Source organism: Phormidium sp. FACHB-592, from assembly GCF_014695795.1.
Lineage (GTDB): Bacteria > Cyanobacteriota > Cyanobacteriia > Leptolyngbyales > Leptolyngbyaceae > Stenomitos.
This window is the reverse complement of sequence record NZ_JACJOZ010000042.1, coordinates 19,032-38,477: the sequence shown is the minus strand read 5'-3', so window position 1 is coordinate 38,477 and position 19,446 is coordinate 19,032. Positions and strand designations below refer to the sequence as shown.

Sequence of the window (19,446 nt, the reverse complement as noted above, 5' to 3'; positions counted from 1 at the left end):
CTGAGCCAGCCCCTTATTTGAACGGGTCTGTGGCAGTCAGTGGTAACACTATTTTAGTGGGCGGCACCAAAAACGAGCCAGCGGGCGCTGTTGCCGTCTTTTTTGAGCGTCAGCCCCCAGCGGGCACTTGGGCTTACAAGGGAGAGTTCGTGTTTCCCATGCCGCAGAAGCTCCTTGGTCGCAGAATCTCTGGTGGCACCGGATCGGTTGCGCTGGATGGGAACACCCTGCTCTTGGGTGTGGTGCTCAGTGCGCCCGGTTTTATCGGCTCTGCTTACATTGCCAAACGCCCGACTGCCAGCAGTGATTGGCAACGAACGGCTAAACTAGCACCCCGCTATGTGCAGCGTCCGGGCGGACTGCTCGGCTTGATGCTGGATTATGGGTTTGGTCGTAGGGTCGCCATCAAGGGCGATTACGCGGTCGTTGCTGCTGTTGGTCAACAAGCTAATTTCTTTGCCCGGAATAGCGAAGGGGAAGTGTTTCTGTTTCATCGTCAACCACACTCCGAGTACTGGTCGCAACTCGCCAAGCTAGTACCACGAGCGGACAGAAAGGAATTCCTGCCCCCGGTCAGCCTCTCCGATCGTTATGTTGTCGTCGGCGACCCAAGAGCAGTGAATGCTCAGGGAGAACGGACGGGTGCTGTCCACCTTTTTGCGCTACCAACGGCAGCACCCTAAAGAGCGGTGGCTGTCTGCTACTCCCAACTTGACACTCTTAGACATCAACGAAGTAAGCCGCCTTTAAGTCGAGGTTTGTCACGCCCTCTACCACTCCAATCAGGCTGTGGTTAACACATTCGGCATGAGAATCGACAAAAGCTCCGACACGACTGCCTGCGGACGCTCGAAGCAATCTTGCGCCGTAAAGCGGACTGTGGGTTAGCAACAACAGTCAAACGCTGTCGTCCCGCCAACCGCACGCACAGTCCCAGTACACTCGTGGTGACTCAGTTTGGGGCAACGTTACTTCACAACTCGGACAGCGTCCTGTAAACATGGGGTGCCAGTCTAGCAGGGCAAGCTTCTGTTCCCTGCTCCAGCGTTGTTCTGGTGTGATCACCAACTCATCCCCGTAGTAGCTAGCACCATCGGGTTCCCATAAGCCTTTACCGCCATCAGCAACCCATTCCAGTGCCATGAACGCACGCTGCTGATCAGCCGCAGCGGCATCTTCTCGAAAGTCAGGGCAGCGATCGCTCTGCACACCAGCAGGATGCACACTGCAACAAAGGTAAGGACTACCCGGATTGAACTAACAGCGCTCGCATTCCGGCAACCTTTGGAAGAGTGGAGTCTCAGGCATCGTCCTTGACTTCAAGCTGATAAATTTGCATTGATGTATGTTCTGGCATTAACCGCCAGTAGTACCCGGAGGGAGGTGCAGGCATCCGGTCACCGCAACGATAGCCCAAGACAGGTTCCTTCCGACGATAGCAATGCTGAAGTGCTCGATTCTGTGCTGGCTCTACTTTCGTATGTAGCCAGTACAGGTGCGACCGTCCATAGTAGCCAGCGTTGATCAGACTGGCGAAGAGCCACTCCATTACTGCTTGGATCGTCTCTGCTGAAACGCCGCTCTCAGGCTGTCCCATACTGTTGATTGTTGGATACGTCGGAGTCGGTGCCGGTAGCAGCGTCAGCAGTTGGGTTTGCAGGCGATCGCGCAGATGGTGCAGCAGGCTGGTCATGGCTCTCTCTGGGAGTACATCAACAAGCTCAGGATACCCATGCCGCCACTACCGCTGACCGCTCCATGCACCGAAGCATACATGTTGCTTTCCTACACGCCCTCAGACCTCGGCACCACGGTCTATCAGTACAGCTAGGTGCTGGCAAACATCAACGATGGTAACCTAGTGCTTGGCGCACTGGCTGCTGGAAACTACCTGTCCGTGATTCTGACCTTCGCCGCTCCGGTCTACCTGAACCGGTTTCGTTACAAAGGTGGCCAGTCTAACGGAAGTTACAGCACCCCTTGTGGTTTCAACCTCTTCCGGGGCGTTACCACTGACACATATTGATCCGGTGTTGATGACATTACGACCGGGGGAACGGCGAACTGCTGCCCGATTGTTCAAGGCGTTGGTAGAGAGGCGAGGGGGAAGAGTGAAGGCGTTAGCGGTTGGAGGGGAGGAAGGGACTGGTGTAGGTGCCCCTGATGGCTTGCTCAAGGATGCCACCCTGGAGCGGATTCCGCGCCCGCTCCTGAAGCGCCTGTCCGCGTCGCCAGAGGATGGTGCAGACTACTGCCAAAACCAGTGCTATCAGGGCAGTTTGTAGCCATAGGGGGAGGGGAAGGTGGGTGAAGGGTGATGCCCACTGCAACAGACGGTAGAGGGCGACTGAGCTAAACCCCACCACAATAGGGAAGCTACAGAACCAGGGAAACGATAGCAGCGCAACCCACCGGAGCCACCGCTGCTCTGGGTGAAATTTGAGACTATACCAGGCTCCCAAGCCAGCGCCAGCGACAAGGCCAGCGACAGCGACAGGGCCAACGGCAGCGACAAGACCAGCGACAGCGACAGCGACAGCGACAACGACAGCGACAGGGCCAGCGACAGCGACAACGACAGCGACAGCGTCAAGGCCAGCGGCAGCGCCAAGGCTAGCGGTAGCGGCAGCGAGAGCGCCAGCGGCAGCGGCAGCAGCAGCGAGAGCGGCAGCGACAGCGACAGCGACAGGACCAGCGCCAGCGTCAACGCCAGCGTCAATGCCAACGAGAGCGCCAAGGCTAGCAGCAGCGAGAGCGAGAGCGACAGCGACAGCGACAGCGACAGCGCCACTGTGCTCTGTGAGAATTTCGTACATCCTTTCAATGCCGACCCAGGCTAGGGATTTCCGAAATGACTGGCTCAACTCCTGACCGCCGGTGAAGGGACCCAAAATGCCTAACTTGAGGAAGGTGTCTGGTTCCAGGGGGGCTTCAATGCCCTTCCAGAGAACCAACCAGAAGAGAACCACCACCGCGATTGCAGGAGCGCCTAAGCATAAAATTGCGGGTTGGTCTGCTGCTATAAAGCTGACTCCGAACATTGCTGCAAGGGAGAGGGCAGCGGCAAGCAGGAGGATAGAGCGGTAGTGACAGCTGGTTCTAAACTCATACTGGATGGGGCGAAACAGGTTTCGCCAATCATTGATCTGTGGTCGGCGATAGAGAACGAGGCGATGAAGTAAATCTATTTTAACTTGGGGAGGTAACTGAACCAGAAGCCTCTGCCAGTGGGAATGGGAAGGGGAAGGTTCATCTCTAAACAGTAGATTAAACAACCGTAGATTGACTGTGGTTGTCATCGCTTGTTCAATCTCAGGCGTAATTTTTTGTTGCTTTGACAGGCTATCTGCTTCCGCAGTCCAGTGATCTGGCAACTCGACCTGCTCAAATAAATGAATGGAACAGAGGGGAATCACCAGACGCGGATCGAGTCGTAGAAGTTTTTCCGGCATTGTTTCCAAAGGAGCTTGAACCAGCAGGTGGGCAACTCGACCGGCAATTACTGGCAAGGCGGAGGTGGCAGGCTCCCCAAAGGGTTGCCAAATCCAATTCAAACAAGGGGCTTGTCGTTGATGGTCACTCAGACGGCATTGGCGCAGGCCATCCTCAATCTCCGACTCAGGCAATAAAGTGGCCAGATTCCAAGCTGCCCATCCTGCCAGCTTTAAGTCGTTATGCCAGAGAACCTGAACCAGCGCTAAAGCTGCGTCTGGGGTGCCGATTGCTTGCAAATCGTTCAGGACATCCTGCTGAAAGTTGTTGAACGCCCTGGTCGCAGGCGAGGCAGTCTGAATCAGTTGTGCCAGCAGCGGCACTGCCAGATCACCCAGTCGTATGAGTGGTGGCCGCATGACGGCTGGACTGATGGTGTAGTAATTGACCAGGACTTGAGCGGCGGCTGGCAAATTGGTAAGGGACAGGGCTGTTGCTGCTGCCTGACGGACAGGCTCTGGACTGCTTGCCAGCGACTCCTGCAAAAACTGAAATACCGCTTTGCCTCTGGGTCGAAGATCGGCGGCAACGGCTCCAAACGCCCTGGCGATCGCATCATCTGCTCCGGCATCGCTCAGCCTTGGTTTGAACTGGTCAATGATGCTGTCTGCCAGTGCCGGATCGACCTTTTGGGCATCTGCTAGAGCCTCAAAGGCAATGATTGGGGCTGCTGCCAAAATTTGGCGCAGCACCGCCGTGCAGTCATCCGACAAGCCACACCAGAGTTTGACCGGTTCCAGCCAAGTGGCTGGGTCTGCCTGAAACCGTTGCACCAGATCGTCTGGATGATGGAGCAACTGTGCTGCCGCAAAAAACTCCTGCAAGGTGAGATGGGCAAACTGGTACTTCTCACCGCCATCAACGGGCATGAATAATCCGCTCCGTTCCACAATCTCCCGCAGCAGGGGTTCTGTATCCTTATCTGGGTCGCGGTTCAACTCTGGCAGAATTGCTTTGATTTGTGCCCACACCGTACGAACGTCGATGCTGCGCTTGTCCTGCTGCTGCTGAGCTGCACTATTCTGGCTGTGAAGCGCCAACTGTTGTAGCACTAGGCGCTTGGTCATGCCTTTGTAGACATTGGGGGTGCCATGCTTTGCGTGATCCCAGGTTTCCAGCAGGATTTCGGTGGATGCCCGGTAAAACTCGGCGCGGGAGTGGGGCAGGACAAAAGGGGTGTCGGTGTAGAGGTAAGCAATGATGGTGAGCAGCAGCGGGTTACGGGCAAGCTCCATAATTCGGGGTCTGTCTCGCAAGGTACGCAGCAGTTGCTCGATCGACTTTTCCGGCGGCATGAATGACTTCCAGCACTCCAGAAAGCGGCGGATCTGCTGGTCGCTAAAGTCTACTACCTCCAGCGTTTGGGTTACCTTGTCGGCAAACTCGCCCTGGTACACCTGGGAGCGGCAGGTGATGATGACCCGACAGTTTTCGTATGTATCCAAAAAGTCTCGCAGTCCTTTGACTACCTGGGGACGGTCACTGCTGTTGACCTCATCCAGTCCATCCAATAGCAGCATCAGTGGTCCCTGCAATGCCTGAGTGACAAACCGGTTCGCTTTGGGAAAATCATCCCGTGCCAGTGCCTCGACCAGATGTTGTTCAATCTTCTTGGATAGGTCACTCAGCCGATGCAGCTCCAGCAAAATCGCCACGGGTTGCCCCGGAATGAGTAACCGACCTTCGGCATAGCTAAGAGCCAGGTGCTTCAGCAACATTGACTTGCCTGAACCGGGTTGTCCCGTCACCATCAAACGTGGCGCTTGAGCCATTGCCTGATAGGCATCGACCTGTTCTGTGTTGTGGGTACCCTTTACCTTGAGTGGCACATAGACCTGTGCCATTTGCAGGGGGCGATTGGGGCGAAAGGGAATGTGCAGTTCATGGTATTTCTTTGCTACTGCTGCTCGATATCGCCGTAGGGCAATCCCCCGGAAGAGCGGGATTCCGGCGAAGCGGGCATAGATCCAGTTGCCAATCTTGGTGGATAGGGCTGTCAGCCATTGTTTAATGGTGTCGTTCAGCAATCCGCCCAGAATGGCAGCAAGCGCTAGAAGAGGAAGAGCGAACCCGTTTTCAAAGAGCTTCTGGAACGCCTTGAGAGGATCTTTTTTATTGGTTTCACTCCGTTGGGTGTATTCCGTGTCGTAGGTTTTGCCAATCGCCAGTTTTACTCTGGATGGCGCAGTTTTCCAGTCGGGATGCAGCTCCTTGAATTGATCAATGGCATAGGGCGTTCTGCGGAGGATTTCGGCTTCAACATCATCCTGCGCGAGTTGGCGAATCTCCTGACAGAGCGGCTGGGGAACCTGACAACCATCTGTAGCGGATGGTGAGGGCGTTTGAGAAGGGAGGGGTGTTGCGTGGAGCAGCAGCAATGCGGTGAGGACTAGGGCAAACAGGCTGAAGGGCAGTTTACGCTTGAGCTGCTTGAGAGAGAATGGAGGGGCTTTTTTTCTAGCTACCATGCCTTTGATTGGGGACGAGGGATCGAGGCTCAGTGCTTCATCTGCGTCAATTGTTTGATAACCATCCTGAAGACAAACCCAATTATTTCGTCATCATGGCTTATAAAAAATTTGATTACAAGGTTGCTGACAAATGATCAACAATTCTCAGTAGCTGGGCTGCGATTACCGTCTCCCTCCCGCCACAGTCAATGGAGTAAACTGAAAGCCCGACTACCGTGGGTTGGGTCTTCCAGTTTATCGGGCACGGGTTTGAGGGTAAGCCGCCCAAATGCTTGAGCGACTGGCGCTTTCTATTCGTGGGCTTAAGGTGGTGGCAGCACGTGCGCGGACCCGTTGCGTTTGAGGGTGAGCGCATAGGACGTTCCGGTAAAGGGGGAGTGATGCTGCTTGTGCTGCCTCAGTGCCGTCTCTAGACTCTTGCTGTGCCGTTGTGCCGCTGTCCTGTCTCTCGCCCTCAGCCTTTCCCCACTAGCCTTCATACCCTCCCTGCCCAAATAACTGCGCTCTCAGTCTTTGTACCGTTGCCTGCCACTGTGCTTGCTCTAAACGAAAGGTGCTGTTGTATGGGTCTCTCTGACACTTCACGCCCGCTAAGTGTAAAGCTGCTTCTGCCTGTGCTAGGGCTGCTAATTGTTGCTGCTTGGTCGGTTGGGGCATAGTAAGTCACCTTCGGTCTGCACCAAAGCTATGCAGTCTAACCGATTAGTGTGATAACTGTGTGGAGCGGTCTCTCCCCTCACCCTGGTGACAGTACGACAGCGCGGTTATACTGGACTGCCAACGCCCACAATAAAGCCCCTGCTTTGACACAGAGGCGTGGTGCGTAAACAGCTTTTGTGCCTTGATCGTAGCTGAAACCTGTGCTTCCTGGCTCTGGAACTGCGGATGTTTCGTCTGGACTCAGGGAGCGGGAAGCCTGTCTGCTGCAAGTGGGATGCATTGATGATGCCTAGCGTAAGCTTCCCATTACTTGGTGGAAGGACAGCAAAATGGTGTGCATTGTCTACAAACCGATGAAACGGAGGGATTAAAAGACCCGAAAAGCTGGGTGCAGGTCGTTAACTCTGTTGGTGGGGGAGCGAGGGACGCCTGCTAACGACAGGGCGATTGCCACTTACTGCATCAGTTTAATCAAACAGCCTGAGATTCTTACAGCAAAATTAATCAGCAAGAGTTTCAACCGTTAGCGGCATGGCAGAATTGATGATGGATACACAAACGTCGAAAAATCGGGACTGGAGCATAAATTTGGGGCTAGTTGGATGATCATTGTTGTCCTGAGTTTTAAGGGTGGAGTGTCCAAAACAATTACGGCAATTCACGTCGCGGAGTCATTAAGTCACCATAAAGGTCGAAAAGTAGTGTTAGGTGACGGTGATGCTATCCGCACTGCCCTGAATTGGTATAAGCGGGGGCTTGCCTCTGATCACAAAGTTGGCTTCACTGTCTTCGACGGTGATGAGCAGCCGCCTGCTGGTTTTACTGATTTGGTAATCGACACACCAGGGAACCCGGACGAAGAAGAACTAGCTCAGCTTACCGATTTCGCCGATTTTTTGATTATTCCTACCTCCTGTTCACCCGCCGCGATTGAGGCAACGATTCAAACCTTGACTCAGTTCAAGGAACTCAACTCTGATCGCTACCGTGTGCTATTGTCTCTGGTGCCACCTCGCCCTTCACGCAGAGGTGAACGCGTACAGCAAGCGTTGGTTGAGGCGAATATCCCTACCTTTACTCAAACCATTCAACGCCGTGACTGCTATCTCGATGCCGAATTGACGGGCTGTACTGTCGCCATGCTGCCTGGTAAAGCTGCGGTGGGCGCTGCGGTCGAGTGGAAAGCGGTGGGCGCTGAATTGTGGAAGCTTACAAAATCACGCAGATAGCTATGAGCCTTAATAACCTGATCCAAACTGCTCAGAGTAATACCAAGCGCGTTGGTGTTGCGTCTGGTAATAATGCTGTAATGCCTTTAGAGGCGATTAAACCGCGAGAAGCTGATACACGACCGCTCAATCCTGCACACGTTGAGGCTTTAGCTGAGTCGATCGCAGCTTTAGGGCTGATTGAGCCGCTGGCAGTAGACAAGCAAGGTCGGTTGCTGGCAGGTGGACATCGATTAGCCGCAATCGTGCAATTGAAGGAGGCTGACTTAGACACCTTCAAGCAGCACTTTACGGCTGGCGTACCTGTGCGAGTCATGGAGTTCGACGCAGAAGCGGAACCAGCTCGCGCTTTAGAAATTGAGATTGCCGAAAACGAGCAGCGACGTGACTATACCCCTTCTGAAGTCAGAGCTATCGCAGAACGACTGAGACAGGCTGGCTATAAAGACGGCAAAGGTAGACCGAAGGCAGGCGAGAAAGCGCTTGCTCCTGCGCTCCAAACAATCATTGGCAAAAGTCGCCGCACGGTAATGAGCTACCTTGCGGGAGACGAGCCACCGAAAAATGTGCAGAGTTGCACATTTATTAAAAAGGCAATGAAGGAGTTGGAGCAGTGGGAGGCGACTGCCCCAGATGCACCAGCGGCACAAAAGCTGCTTGAACAGCTACCAAAATTTAAGCAACTGTTACAGGATGCGATTGATGAGTCGGTCAAGGCTAACTAAAGGCTGAAGTGGTGCTTCCTGCTTTTCCGATGTTACCCGCTTCAACAGCACGCCGTATCGTAGCCGCGAACATCCGACTTATGTAGAGGTCGTAGTGTTGATTCAGGTTGCCACCACGTGGGGACATTATGGTTTGCGTGATCGCACCGTTGACCTAGATAAGGGCGGTGCCTGGAAAAAGCTGCTTGCCAAAAAGCCTAAAAACAAATCACATCTCATGCAAACATCAATCAAGCACACAGGATGTGGATTACTAATGACACCTATCCTTCGTCAGTTAACGAAGGATAATACACTACTCTATCCGTCTTGCCATTTGTGGCTTTTGAAGGGGTAAACTTCCGCCACAACTGCATCAGCGTACTGCTTCATCAGGCTCCCACTCCTCGTAGGAGTCTTGGCACTCCTCTGACTTCATTGTGGCTACGAAGAAAGGAGACTGACCTTTCGTGTAAAGGCATTGAGCCAAGAGCGTTAGTATCTGTCGTGCTTGCTCAATAAGTGAAGCAGGAAAATGGTGCGTCTGTAAGATGATTTCCCCAGCGTCAGAAATGACGAAAATAAAGTCGCCAGCGATGACTTCAAAGGGGAAGTAGCTACCTGTAACAACCCATCCTTCTTGAGCCTGAACGCGCTCTAGATCCAAGTGACATTGCTCGCTCTCGATCGGTACGGCAACCAAGCCTTCAGTTTCGTAGTCCATCAAAACCAGAATGTCGAACGGTACCTCAGTGCCTTCAGTCACCCTTTGTTCCTCAGGCAAAGGATGCTCTCTGTTTGCCGCCATCAAGTTCGCCTGTAATGCTTCTAGACAAAGCGCTGGCTGCTTCAGCGTTTCGCGCACTTGTCGCCAGTTCCAGTCAGGGCAACCGTCCTGCTGCCAAGCCAAATGGCGATACAACAACCGCTCTACCTGATCAAGCGCCTGGTCTAGCAATGTACCTTGATTGCGATAGCCTGCCCGTGCATGAAACCGAACCGTTTTCTTCATCTCTTCCAAGACGAGTGACGTAAGACAATCATCAAGCAGACTGCCTGCCACAGCCGTTTCCTGCTCTGCATTGGCTCTTGCCAGCGCTGTTACTGCTTCTAGCAGAAAGTCTCGCTGCGATTGCACCGGAAACAGCTTGGTCATAAAGTGACCTCAGTGAGCAGCGCATGGAACCGATCAATTCGGTGGACTACGATGCCGATGAGCAGCCCCACCATACTTACTGACGGTTCCAAATCTTGTGCCGCAGCGGTATAAGCGGCGAGTCGAAACACCTCTTCGGCAAGTGTCTGTTTCATCGCCCCGACAGACCGCATACAAGTCGCTTTCACCTCAGTCAGATAAAGCTTGCTATTCACAATTTGTCTGCCTGTGGGTGCCCCTAGCCCAACTAAATCAGGGTAGTCATGAATGGGTCGACTAAGAATACGAGCGTGCAGCAGTTGTTGCAGTAGCAAGGCAGCGGTGCCTTCCCCAACGGCAGCTAGAGCGCTCTTGTTGATCGTATGCCTACTTGCCTTGCTACTGGCATGGCTTACCTGATGGCTGAAGTAGTAGAGCGGTGCGTACCCAGGTTCTGAGTAAAACGGACGCTTGCGAGAGAGAAAAAACTCAACTTCCTGGAGTGCATTGCGAACAAGCTGCTCTGAGTACCGGGTGATGAGGAAATTCAGACTAGCTGTTTGCACCTGGAGCAAACCGGCATCAGTGTAGAGGGACGGCTGTAGTGCGATCGCGTGCTCAAACTGCTTGCGGAGGAAGTCTCGGCTAGTTGCACCTTTGGCAAGAGCAGCCGTGTTACCATCTAGGACAATTTTTCTGCGCTCTAACGTAATTTCAATGGGCATAGCATCAAGTCTTTCACTGCTTCTCACCGTATGTCGCAGCAGTGAAAGAAAGCAATTAACTTCCCTCACGGTGATGGATCTTGGTTTTGCCGACGTGATGGGGGTTGACAATACACGCGCCGCCACCGTTTGGGCAATGACTCGAAATGTTCCCACAGGAAATCAATCTGTGCCAACCGTTGTTGATAGAGTAATTCTGGTGGTCGAAAGTTTTTCCCTGTGGCGAACCAGCGTTCCACTGTAACCCGACTACAGAGGCAGATCCTTGCCATCATTTCTTGTGAAACCAGCCATTTGCGATAGAAGTCCTGCGGAGAGAGGACAAGAGTCTGCTGGCACCGGAGGTAAGCTGCCAGAATCTCGTTTTCGCGTGCTCCAAGGGCGCGTGGCTGCCTGGCTGTCATGGCATTTCCGTCTCCGCTAGCGCTTGCGCCGATGCAGTAGTCTCTGCCTGAGCGTTCGCTGGCACTACGTCGTCTTCCCAGGCAGTCTCTATGCTTAACCAGGCTTTACTGGGAGAGCACGAGTCTAGATAGATTTGATAGCGCCACTGCCAGCCCTGTCGATGATGAGCGGGGACATACTCCATGCCTATAATGACACCGCATTCATGGCTTGAGATTCCCTGGTACAGCACATGATCGCCGATAAAGTGCAGGGGCAGCGGCATTGTTTTCGGCAAATTGTCTGGCAGCGTAATTTCGACAGTCATTCCAACAGCATCAGCGTTGGAAGACAGGAGAGTACCAAACCGTTGCTCTGCAAGCCGCCTGAGATGCTCAGCCACTGCCTGCGGCTTTTCCTGATCGTCTGCTGTACCCTTCATAGGCTTCCTATCCATTACGTCATGTTTATCAAAGGGCTTCCCAGCTAAGCTCGTCGGCAAGGCAATGCTGTTGCTGACGGTTTGTTGCTTGTTTGGATGCTATCATGAGTTCACGAACTCTGAAACTCAGATATTCGTGAACTTAAGCTGAGCTTGAAAGCAGGAGAGATACTAAGGAGTGAAATCATGAGCGAAGGATTAGAATCAATGGCGGGGGGTAAGCGAGATGACCCTAAGTACGCGCAGGTCAGCGGTTTCATTCCGAAGGAGCTAGCGTTACAGTTCAAAGCCACCTGCATGTTGCAAGAAACAACGCTATCTGAGGCGTTAGAAAATGCGGTGCGCCTATGGTTGGCACAGATCCAAGCAGCGACTCCAGAAGAGTCGTAGGACACTCGCTCGCTAACGTAGTCGGTTCCCCTTGCCAAGAAGGTACGCTTAAAATAGCAGTCAACCTTGCTGGCATGTTGATCAAGAACGCAGCAGCCTTAACACGGGTCAGTGAGGCTCTGCAAGCTGTTGACGATTCTTCTTTAAGGACGCTGTGCGAACGCAGCAAGTGAGGCGCATGATGACTACGGCAACGGCAACCCCCATAACCGAGCAGCGTGTTGTCCTGTCAGGACGCTCATGGGAACAGTTCAAGCTGATTCAACAGGGGCTTGAAGACTCCCCAGGCACTCGCCTGTTCTATTACGACGGTACGATCGAGATTCTGATGCCGGGACGTGACCATGAAGTGTTCAAAGGCATCATTGCCTTACTGTTAGGCATCTATTTTGAAGAACACGGTATTGAGTTTGAACCCACTGGCTCGATGACGCAGGAACGCGAAGGCACAGCATCAGCTCAAGCAGATGAGTCCTACTGCATTGGCACATCCAAGCCCGTTCCAGACCTGTCGATTGAAGTCATTTTCACCAGTGGCGGACCCAGCAAATTGCAGCGCTATCAAGCATTGGGCGTACCGGAGGTATGGTTCTGGCAGGATGGCGTGTTTACGCTGTATCGTTTGCGTGAAAACGGCTATGAGCGGCTTAACCGCAGTGAGATTCCTGAATTGGCAGGGCTTGACGTTGAGTTGCTGACCCGTTGTGTGTTGATGGGTGAGACTTCCAGGCTAGAGGCAATGCGCGAGTTCCGTAAGGGAATTTAGGGAAGCTAAACCTCTGCCAGACAGACGGTAAGCTGAGAGACAAAGCGATGATAGCTTTCCCGTAGCTTTTGGCTTGCTTAGATAGTGAACAGTTTTCCCAAACCAAGAATCAGCCTAACGGTTCGGGTCAGCAGTTGCCAATATCTTTGCATCCAACCCAAGCGGTTTCGGTCAATCCTCTGCACCAGAATTGTTAGGTTGCTGGCACTGTGGATCAACTGCTCGCATTTGTAGTAAGCAGTAATTGTTCTGCCATATCAATGATGTCTAGCAAACGGACGTAGATATATTTAAGAAAAATTATCATTTCACTTATTTCTAAATTTTTCTGATTAGTTGTTAAGCTTACAGGAATAGCATGAAGTAACTTGCTCGTGTAGGAATAGATAAAGTTATATTCATCCTCTATATCAACAAGCTTTGCTTGTTCTTTCCAGTTCCATCGTTTAGGAATGGACAGGTGTATACTGACTGCAACAGTATGTTTAAATTGATTAAGCTCAACCTCTAGTTCAGTAATAGATTGGTCAATATCTGGTAATATTTTTGTCTCAACCAAAAGAGCTTGAAAGCCATAACCGTTAATCTGTGCCTGCTCACCATAGATACTAAATTTTCGTGAAGCTTTGTCATCAATTTCTTTTTCAACACTTTTGCCAAGCTGCAATAGTGACTCTTGGCGTGACTCTGAATCAGATAGTACTGTAGCCTCATGAATTCGCCTCTCAATGAGATGCTTCTCCTCAACATCGGTTTCTCGAAGAAAATCAACTTCACGAGTAATGTGTTTACGAAGATCCGTAAAATATTTTGATTTTGTCACTATTAACTCGTGATAGTACACAAAACCGTATTCTTCATCTTTTTGAACCAACTTTAACCAAACTGTTAGCTCAAACAGATAACGAGTAACAGCTAAAAGCCCCATTGATTCAATGTAATTAAAATTTTGCTCAAGAAAAAGCTGAATCCGGATAAGCGAATCTCTGTAGATTATCAGCTTCCAGTACGTACTGGATTGTTTGTTGAAACTCGATGGTTGCTTCGTATGAGAATCTTGAATGATCTCTCCCAACTTATTGTGAAGCTGCTCAATTTGCGGGTGCAATTCTCTGATTTTTGTTATAGCAGCTTCAATTGACTGAGTGGCATTGTATTCCGACACGCTCATCTTCTTTCAACTTCCTTCTTACTTCAACTTCGCAGCCTACGTTGATACTAGAAAATAGCTGGAAAAATACCGCCTCAACTAGTAACCTAAAGCAACCTAACAATTAATAGGCTAAAAGCTTCCGCCTAAGATTCCATAGCAGGTAGTTATGCAGAATCTTTTTGCATAACACCCCAAATCTACTGCTCATGCCGAATCTTTCCGCATAATACGCTGCTGGAGGTGGATAGTCCGGACCTTTCCGCATCTTTTCAAATTTCTTACGGAGATGGGCAGATGTATTATTCAGCACACAATATATTGTCCTCGTCCCACTTCCAGGTAGCAGCGTCTTCAAAAAGGTAGGCATGGGATTCGTAGCCCACTCGACTGCATCGCTCCCAGCACGATCGCCTGCTTTGTCTTGCAATACCAACTTTTGAATGAAAGTTGGTAAAATGACGCAGTACTCTAAAGTAGTGACGCACTTTGACCGCTGCTTGGATGATACCCTCCAACTATCGAAAGTTGGTAAAACCGTTGGAGACTGACCAGCAGGCAAGTATCACCATTCTCAAATCGTGTCTCAATACCTGCCTCTAAGACTCGCATTCACCTAACCGAACACGCTGTGACCGACTCGCTTTTTCCCAACCTTGTAGGTTACGACGCATTCTTGAGTGCGCTGAAGACGCGCATTCGTACCGCTCAAGTGCGAGCATCGCTTGCCGTCAACCAGGAATTGATCCTGCTCTACTGGCAGATCGGGCGAGAGATTCTGCAACGACAAAAAGAGGAAGGGTGGGGGGCGAAGGTGATCGATCGCTTGGCTCAAGACCTGAAGCGGGAGTTCCCTGAAATGAAGGGCTTATCCCGCTCCAACCTCAAGTACATGCGGACTTTTGCGGACGCTTATCCCGCTGGCGAAATTGGTCAGCAGCTTGCTGTCCAAATACCCTGGTTTCACAACTGCGTGATTCTGGAGAAGGTTAAAGACCCGCAGACGCGGCTTTGGTACATTCAAAAAACGATTGCCAACGGCTGGAGTCGCAATATCTTAGTCATGCAGATTGAGAGTCGGCTGCACGAGCGTCAAGGTGGAGCGATCACTAACTTTGAGCGCACCCTGCCCCCAGCACAATCGGATTTAGCGCACCAACTCATCAAAGACCCGTATGCGCTGGACTTCCTGACGCTAGGTGAAGAGGCGCAGGAGCGTGACTTGGAGCGGGGGTTAGTCGAGCATATCCGCGACTTTCTGATGGAACTGGGCACAGGCTTTGCCTTTGTGGGTAGCCAGCATCCCCTAGAAGTCAGTGGCAAAGAGTACCGCATCGACCTGCTTTTCTATCACATCCCACTGCACCGTTACGTAGTGATTGACCTGAAAATGGGTGAATTCGAGCCGCAGCACTCAGGGCAGATGGGTTTCTATGTGGCGGCAGTAGATAACTTGTTACGCACTGAACGGGATGATCCAACGATCGGCATCATCCTGTGCAAGTCCAAAGACCGCACGCTCGTTGAATATGCGCTGCAAGGTAGTCACTTACCCATTGGTGTCTCGTCCTATCAACTCCAGTCCCAACTACCGCCCGCCTTGGAAAGCAGTCTGCCTTCAGTGGCGCAATTGGAAATCGTGCTTAATACCGCAGCGGCATCAATCGAGGCAACGTTAGACGAGACAGTACAAAGCGAGTCTGATGAGGCACTACCCTCATGAAAACAACTCAGGACATGCAAAAGACAGTATCCAGAAAGTCGCCTAACGCACGCAAATACACAGAAGTGCGATCGCGCGAACACCTGCTGACGGAAGAGGTAGAAGCCATGCGCGAGGCAATTAAGAAGAATGGTGGTCGCCATGCCCATCGGGATAGCACCCTCATCCTGGTGATCTATCGGCACGGGCTACGGGTGGAAGAAGCCGCTAATTTGAAGTGGGAGCAGGTTGATTTCGCATCAGGCAACATCCATGTGCGGCGGATCAAGCGTGGCACACCTTCCACTCAACCGTTGGGTGGTGATGAAACGCGAGCGCTACGAAAGCTCCAGCGAGAGTACCCGACTTCGCCCTTCGTCTTTCAGTCCAGCCGCAAAGGACCACTAGCAAACGACACGATCGCGGGCATCGTGGAGCAAGCCGGAAAACTGGCAGCGTTACCGTTTCCAACACATCCACATATGTTGCGGCATGGCACGGGGTACTACCTGGCAAATAAAGGTGTAGATACGCGCACGATCCAAGCCTATTTAGGACATTGCAACATTCAGCACACGGTGCGGTATACAGAGCTTGCACCCGGTCGTTTTAAGGGCTTGTGGGACGATTAGCACTGTGCGTGGCACAGCTCGACCACGGGTTACAGCCCTAACTTGGGATTGCCTCATGAGTAGACGTGACGTTCCTGTAGTTTTTGGGGTGTAACCATCACTAGAGCTGAAGCATACGAACTCATAGCAGTTGCTTAATGCTTAACAGAACTTTACAAACATTTGGTGATCGATCAAATAAAAAAGCTGGTATCGTGTGACCTAGCACTAATAGTAGTTGACTATATGCAGCGTACGGCTGAGACAACACTTGGACAGCGGATGAGACAACGGCGAGAGTCAAAGGGGCTAACTCGACGAAAGATCGCCGTTGCCTGTGACGTAACAGAAGGAACTGTTGTCAATTGGGAAATCGACAAGCATGTGCCAAAGCTGACACCAACTCAACTCAACACATTGCTTACCCTTCTAGGCTGGAGCCTGTCGGATATGATCGAACCCGCCAATTGAAGTTGTTGGCTTCAAGGTGCAATCAACCAAATGCACAATTTACTGCTAGGAGGTAAGTTATCGAATTTGTTCCAAAGCAAACCAACGACTCAATCCACTTAGTGAAATAGTCTGTATAATTATTTTGTTCTGCGCCAAAACCCTCACTGTCGCCAAACAGAAAGGGATTAAAGCGCTATTTGGTTGTGGATTCAGAGTAAGTTACTTAACTTAATTTGTGCCGGTCAGCGCATTCAGTTAAGGAATCAACGTTTCTTGCTTACCTGCGTATTCTCTCCTTTTAGGATACACGGAAGCACCAAACGCTGCAATATCTTGGTGACTTTTTTCCAAGTTTTTACTCTGCACCACTCCAATCCAGGTGAAAGAGTCGTCGAACCTAAGTAAGCGGCTCTCTCCGAGCAACCGTGGATAGAGAGTTACAGAATTAGTTTTTTGCTGCTGCGCGTGCGTCATCAGTGACGGCTTACCCATGCTTTTAGTTGGAGTTTGGTTGTTTCCAAGCATAGGCAGACTTTAGCAGAGAGCTACTTTCATCCCCCTCTATCCTGTTCACTTCTTTGGATAGGGAGCACAATGCTTAGTTTTCTACTCCGTGGGGAGGGCAACCGATGAATCTTGCCCTTCCTACGCAATTTCAATCTCAATTCGTTCAGGAACCAGATGCTTTTCTGAAGCTCTTTCCGAATCGGGTTGATTTCATCTATGCCGAGCATCCAGACCCTGGGGATCGCCCTGACTGGAAAACCGAAGGCAGGCATCCGTTAAGCGATCGCTTGCTCCAAGAAGGCGATCGCTTGTATGGTGTCCGCTTTGGCAAACAAACCGACTATCTCATGCTCGACATTGACAGGGGTAGTCTCTACCATCCCCACAGCGATCGCCTTGCCATCCCACGTCTGTTGGCAGCGCTAGAGCCGTTAGGTTTGGTCGAAGCGGTTGTCGTAACCAGTAGCTACAGCGGTGGCATCCACCTGTACCTGCCCTTCCAGAAGGCGCAAGAGACGTGGGCGATCGCCCATGTGGTCTCGACCTTGCTAGCAAATGCGGGATTCAAACTCAAACCGGGGCAACTCGAACTGTTTCCTAACCCAAAACCGTTCAGCAAAGCACCGAGCCTTTACGCTGCCCATCGGCTCCCCTTGCAAGCTGGCTCCTACCTGCTCAACAGCGACTTCCAGCCCATCTACGGCGAACAAACCACCTTTGTCCAGTGCTGGCAGTTTGCCCAGCAGCGCAATGAAATCGACCAGCGCACCCGGAAACGAGTCTTGCAACAGGCGAAGCGCAAACGGTACAAACTCTCTGGCAAAGCCGAGAAGTTCTTTAACGATTTGAACACTGAGGTTGAAGCGGGTTGGTCTGGTGCTAGTCAGACCAATCCGCTTTTGGGTCGGATTGCTATGCGCGAATACATCTTTGGTCACGTCCAACGTGGCTCAGAACCGCTCACTGGCGAAGCTTTGGTCGATGCTATCTGTGAAGTCGCACGCGCTCTCCCTGGCTTTGATACGTATTGCAGCCATCGGTTAGACCTGGAGAAGCGAGCGATGTCCTATGCCCGTTCCATCCAGGCAAGTCATTACTACCCGTTTGGCTCCAAGCAGCAGGTAAAGACTGCACTGCTACCAGAATCGCTCGAACCCCCAAAGTCGAACTGGAACCAGTCACAGTCACAAGCTGCCCGTGATCGCATTAATAATGCCATCGCTGATTTACAACAGCGCCATGCCTTACCGGCGACAATCACTGCCCGCAGACACGCCATCCGTGCCTATGGGATCGGCAATCAAACTCTGGATAAATACAAGGAATTATGGCATCCCAACTACCTTAAACCCATACAGGGAGGGGAATACCACCCTGTTGATGCAGATTCCATCAATCCAGAATCGCAGAAACCCATACAGGGTGGGGAATACCACCCTGTTGATACCAATAAGCTTGTGCCGCATCCTGCTGCCCCCTTAGGGCAAGCAGAAAGGCAAAAAGAAGTTCGGGGGTTTGGGGGTTTTTCCACAGGCATCGCTGTCGCCGCTGATCGGCGCAAGTCTGACAGGGCGGCGCAGCACCTTGCTAAGATGCAGATGTGGTCGGTAAGTGGTGACCCGATTTTGGTCGCGGAAGCCCAGCAGTTTTTTACCGCTCAAGTACTTCAAGAGTCGGTCAGTCTTGTCAGTACGGATGTTGTGGCAACGGAGCCAACCGAAATTTGTCCAAGCGAGGGGGTAGTGATGCCAGGTGGGTTTGGACGAGCGCAACCGCAACGTCGGGTCGGTAAAACGGCGTTACAAGAAGTCCGGCAACTGAGTGTTGTGCCTCAACAGCCAGTGCGGGAACCTGACGTGACTTTGGCGATGCAAGCGGAAGTGGCAGCGTTCTTTGCTCAGTACCAGCAAGAGCATCCAGAAGAGACGGCTTTGGCTTGGTCTGCTGGTGTTTATAACCCGTTGGCAAAGGTAGATTTATTGGCAGTGGGTGCTCGCTTTCTGAAGCCAGAAGAGGAAGACTGGCTGGCATTGGCACGTCTGGTGGGCTGGCTCTTAGTTGAGGATGAACTGGATGCCATTTATTTCACAGCGCCACCACCAGACTTTGCGTTAGAACAAGCTGATTGGTATGTGCGCCCAGATTTGACGACGTTTCTGGAGTCACCAGTGTTGTTGCGTGCGGTGGTGCAGCAGTATCCCATGACTGAAGCGAGCCTTCGAGCGGCGATCAATCAGAAAGTTACGGCGTTAGGTTGGCAACCAGGGCAACTGGAACAATTCATCCAGGAGTTGTTTGAGAAGCCAGGAACGGCTTTGGGGGCAGGGGACTGGTCACTCCTGCTGTTTGAGTTGCAGCTTCAGAAAAGCTGAGGATCACGTTGGATTGAGAAGTTTTGCCCGATCTGGGGGTTGAGCCGACATGAGGGCAGCGGACGCGATCGCAACTCATGACTGTCCTCTCCCATGAGACCTGGTTTGACCAGCACTGTCAGGATGGCAAGCGATCGCGCTGCGCCGACTGGTAGTGAGTATGCTGAAATACCAGTCGGCGCAGCGCGATCGCTCAATACGATAGGTATGCACAGGCGCAGCCCAACGACCCATGTTCGTTCGTCACACGAGA

Annotated in this window: 22 protein-coding genes; 10 read left to right on the top strand and 12 right to left on the bottom strand. The window is 51.9% G+C overall.

Translation table 11 applies throughout. The features are described from left to right. A partial coding sequence (locus H6F86_RS10715) for a hypothetical protein (protein ID WP_190448590.1) occupies nt 1–683 on the top strand: 683 nt, incomplete at its 5' end. A gap of 37 nt (nt 684–720) precedes the next feature. Here H6F86_RS10715 and H6F86_RS10710 read toward each other — a convergent pair. The 4 genes from H6F86_RS10710 to H6F86_RS10695 all read right to left on the bottom strand — a co-directional run bounded on the left by H6F86_RS10710 (nt 721) and on the right by H6F86_RS10695 (nt 5,960). Continuing rightward, nucleotides 721–858 (bottom strand): hypothetical protein, encoded by a 138-nt coding sequence (locus tag H6F86_RS10710; protein WP_190448589.1) that lies wholly within the window; start codon nt 856–858, stop codon nt 721–723. Between the two features lie 39 nt (nt 859–897). After that, nucleotides 898–1,224, bottom strand: a complete 327-nt coding sequence (locus H6F86_RS10705) for a hypothetical protein (RefSeq protein ID WP_199305210.1) — start codon at nt 1,222–1,224, stop codon at nt 898–900. A 76-nt stretch (nt 1,225–1,300) separates the two neighbouring features. Then, nucleotides 1,301–1,693 carry a hypothetical protein gene (locus H6F86_RS10700; RefSeq protein ID WP_199305209.1) on the bottom strand — a complete coding sequence of 131 codons (393 nt, stop codon included), beginning with the start codon at nt 1,691–1,693 and terminating at the stop codon, nt 1,301–1,303. Between the two features lie 427 nt (nt 1,694–2,120). Continuing rightward, nucleotides 2,121–5,960: an NACHT domain-containing protein gene (locus H6F86_RS10695; RefSeq protein WP_190448588.1), complete on the bottom strand. Its 3,840-nt coding sequence runs from the start codon at nt 5,958–5,960 to the stop codon at nt 2,121–2,123. A 218-nt stretch (nt 5,961–6,178) separates the two neighbouring features. Between H6F86_RS10695 and H6F86_RS10690 the strand changes: the two genes are divergently transcribed. After that, nucleotides 6,179–6,376 carry a hypothetical protein gene (locus H6F86_RS10690; RefSeq protein ID WP_190448587.1) on the top strand — a complete coding sequence of 66 codons (198 nt, stop codon included), beginning with the start codon at nt 6,179–6,181 and terminating at the stop codon, nt 6,374–6,376. A gap of 55 nt (nt 6,377–6,431) precedes the next feature. Here H6F86_RS10690 and H6F86_RS10685 read toward each other — a convergent pair whose 3' ends face one another. Beyond that, complete coding sequence (locus tag H6F86_RS10685) at nt 6,432–6,620, bottom strand: hypothetical protein (RefSeq protein WP_190448586.1); 189 nt, start codon at nt 6,618–6,620, stop codon at nt 6,432–6,434. Between the two features lie 605 nt (nt 6,621–7,225). Here H6F86_RS10685 and H6F86_RS10680 point away from each other — a divergent pair. Together H6F86_RS10680 and H6F86_RS10675 are read left to right on the top strand one after the other, a co-directional pair. Further along, on the top strand, nt 7,226–7,852 hold the full coding sequence (locus tag H6F86_RS10680) for a ParA family protein (protein ID WP_190448585.1): 627 nt from the start codon (nt 7,226–7,228) through the stop codon (nt 7,850–7,852). A 2-nt stretch (nt 7,853–7,854) separates the two neighbouring features. After that, a complete protein-coding gene (locus H6F86_RS10675; protein ID WP_190448584.1) occupies nt 7,855–8,577 on the top strand; it encodes a ParB N-terminal domain-containing protein in 723 nt (240 codons plus the stop codon). Nucleotides 8,578–8,932: 355 nt separating this feature from the next. Here the strand turns inward: H6F86_RS10675 and H6F86_RS10670 are convergent, their stop codons facing one another. From H6F86_RS10670 to H6F86_RS10655, 4 genes are all read right to left on the bottom strand, one after another. Continuing rightward, nucleotides 8,933–9,712: a hypothetical protein gene (locus H6F86_RS10670; protein ID WP_190448583.1), complete on the bottom strand. Its 780-nt coding sequence runs from the start codon at nt 9,710–9,712 to the stop codon at nt 8,933–8,935. Next, nucleotides 9,709–10,416, bottom strand: a complete 708-nt coding sequence (locus tag H6F86_RS10665) for a hypothetical protein (RefSeq protein WP_190448582.1) — start codon at nt 10,414–10,416, stop codon at nt 9,709–9,711. Before H6F86_RS10665 ends, H6F86_RS10670 begins: the two co-directional genes overlap by 4 nt. Nucleotides 10,417–10,481: 65 nt before the next feature. Next, nucleotides 10,482–10,820 (bottom strand): helix-turn-helix domain-containing protein, encoded by a 339-nt coding sequence (locus H6F86_RS10660; RefSeq protein WP_190448581.1) that lies wholly within the window; start codon nt 10,818–10,820, stop codon nt 10,482–10,484. Next, entirely contained in the window at nt 10,817–11,257 is a 441-nt protein-coding gene (locus H6F86_RS10655; RefSeq protein WP_190448580.1) for a hypothetical protein, read from the bottom strand. The genes H6F86_RS10660 and H6F86_RS10655 overlap by 4 nt, the downstream gene beginning before the upstream one ends. Before the next feature lie 171 nt (nt 11,258–11,428). Here H6F86_RS10655 and H6F86_RS10650 point away from each other — a divergent pair, with 171 nt between their 5' ends. Together H6F86_RS10650 and H6F86_RS10645 are read left to right on the top strand one after the other, a co-directional pair. Then, nucleotides 11,429–11,632, top strand: a complete 204-nt coding sequence (locus tag H6F86_RS10650; protein ID WP_190448579.1) for a hypothetical protein — start codon at nt 11,429–11,431, stop codon at nt 11,630–11,632. A gap of 154 nt (nt 11,633–11,786) precedes the next feature. After that, nucleotides 11,787–12,398, top strand: coding sequence for a Uma2 family endonuclease (locus H6F86_RS10645; protein WP_347240121.1), 612 nt, complete (start codon nt 11,787–11,789; stop codon nt 12,396–12,398). Between the two features lie 214 nt (nt 12,399–12,612). Here H6F86_RS10645 and H6F86_RS10640 read toward each other — a convergent pair whose 3' ends face one another. Next, entirely contained in the window at nt 12,613–13,563 is a 951-nt protein-coding gene (locus tag H6F86_RS10640) for a hypothetical protein (RefSeq protein ID WP_190448578.1), read from the bottom strand. A gap of 616 nt (nt 13,564–14,179) precedes the next feature. Here H6F86_RS10640 and H6F86_RS10635 point away from each other — a divergent pair. The 3 genes from H6F86_RS10635 to H6F86_RS10625 all read left to right on the top strand — a co-directional run bounded on the left by H6F86_RS10635 (nt 14,180) and on the right by H6F86_RS10625 (nt 16,332). After that, a complete protein-coding gene (locus tag H6F86_RS10635) occupies nt 14,180–15,271 on the top strand; it encodes a PDDEXK nuclease domain-containing protein (protein ID WP_190448577.1) in 1,092 nt (363 codons plus the stop codon). Further along, nucleotides 15,268–15,882, top strand: coding sequence for a tyrosine-type recombinase/integrase (locus H6F86_RS10630; protein ID WP_190448576.1), 615 nt, complete (start codon nt 15,268–15,270; stop codon nt 15,880–15,882). The genes H6F86_RS10635 and H6F86_RS10630 overlap by 4 nt, the downstream gene beginning before the upstream one ends. A 225-nt stretch (nt 15,883–16,107) precedes the next feature. After that, nucleotides 16,108–16,332 carry a helix-turn-helix transcriptional regulator gene (locus H6F86_RS10625; protein ID WP_190448575.1) on the top strand — a complete coding sequence of 75 codons (225 nt, stop codon included), beginning with the start codon at nt 16,108–16,110 and terminating at the stop codon, nt 16,330–16,332. Between the two features lie 237 nt (nt 16,333–16,569). On the opposite strand, the gene H6F86_RS10620 is transcribed toward H6F86_RS10625, so the two are convergent. Then, nucleotides 16,570–16,806: a hypothetical protein gene (locus H6F86_RS10620; protein WP_190448574.1), complete on the bottom strand. Its 237-nt coding sequence runs from the start codon at nt 16,804–16,806 to the stop codon at nt 16,570–16,572. 137 nt (nt 16,807–16,943) lie between these two features. On the opposite strand from H6F86_RS10620, the gene H6F86_RS10615 reads away from it, so the two are divergent. Beyond that, entirely contained in the window at nt 16,944–19,193 is a 2,250-nt protein-coding gene (locus tag H6F86_RS10615) for a hypothetical protein (RefSeq protein WP_190448573.1), read from the top strand. Here H6F86_RS10615 and H6F86_RS10610 read toward each other — a convergent pair. Beyond that, nucleotides 19,181–19,390 (bottom strand): hypothetical protein, encoded by a 210-nt coding sequence (locus tag H6F86_RS10610; RefSeq protein WP_190448572.1) that lies wholly within the window; start codon nt 19,388–19,390, stop codon nt 19,181–19,183. The two genes, H6F86_RS10615 and H6F86_RS10610, sit on opposite strands and share 13 nt — an antisense overlap. Between the last annotated feature and the right edge of the window lie 56 nt (nt 19,391–19,446).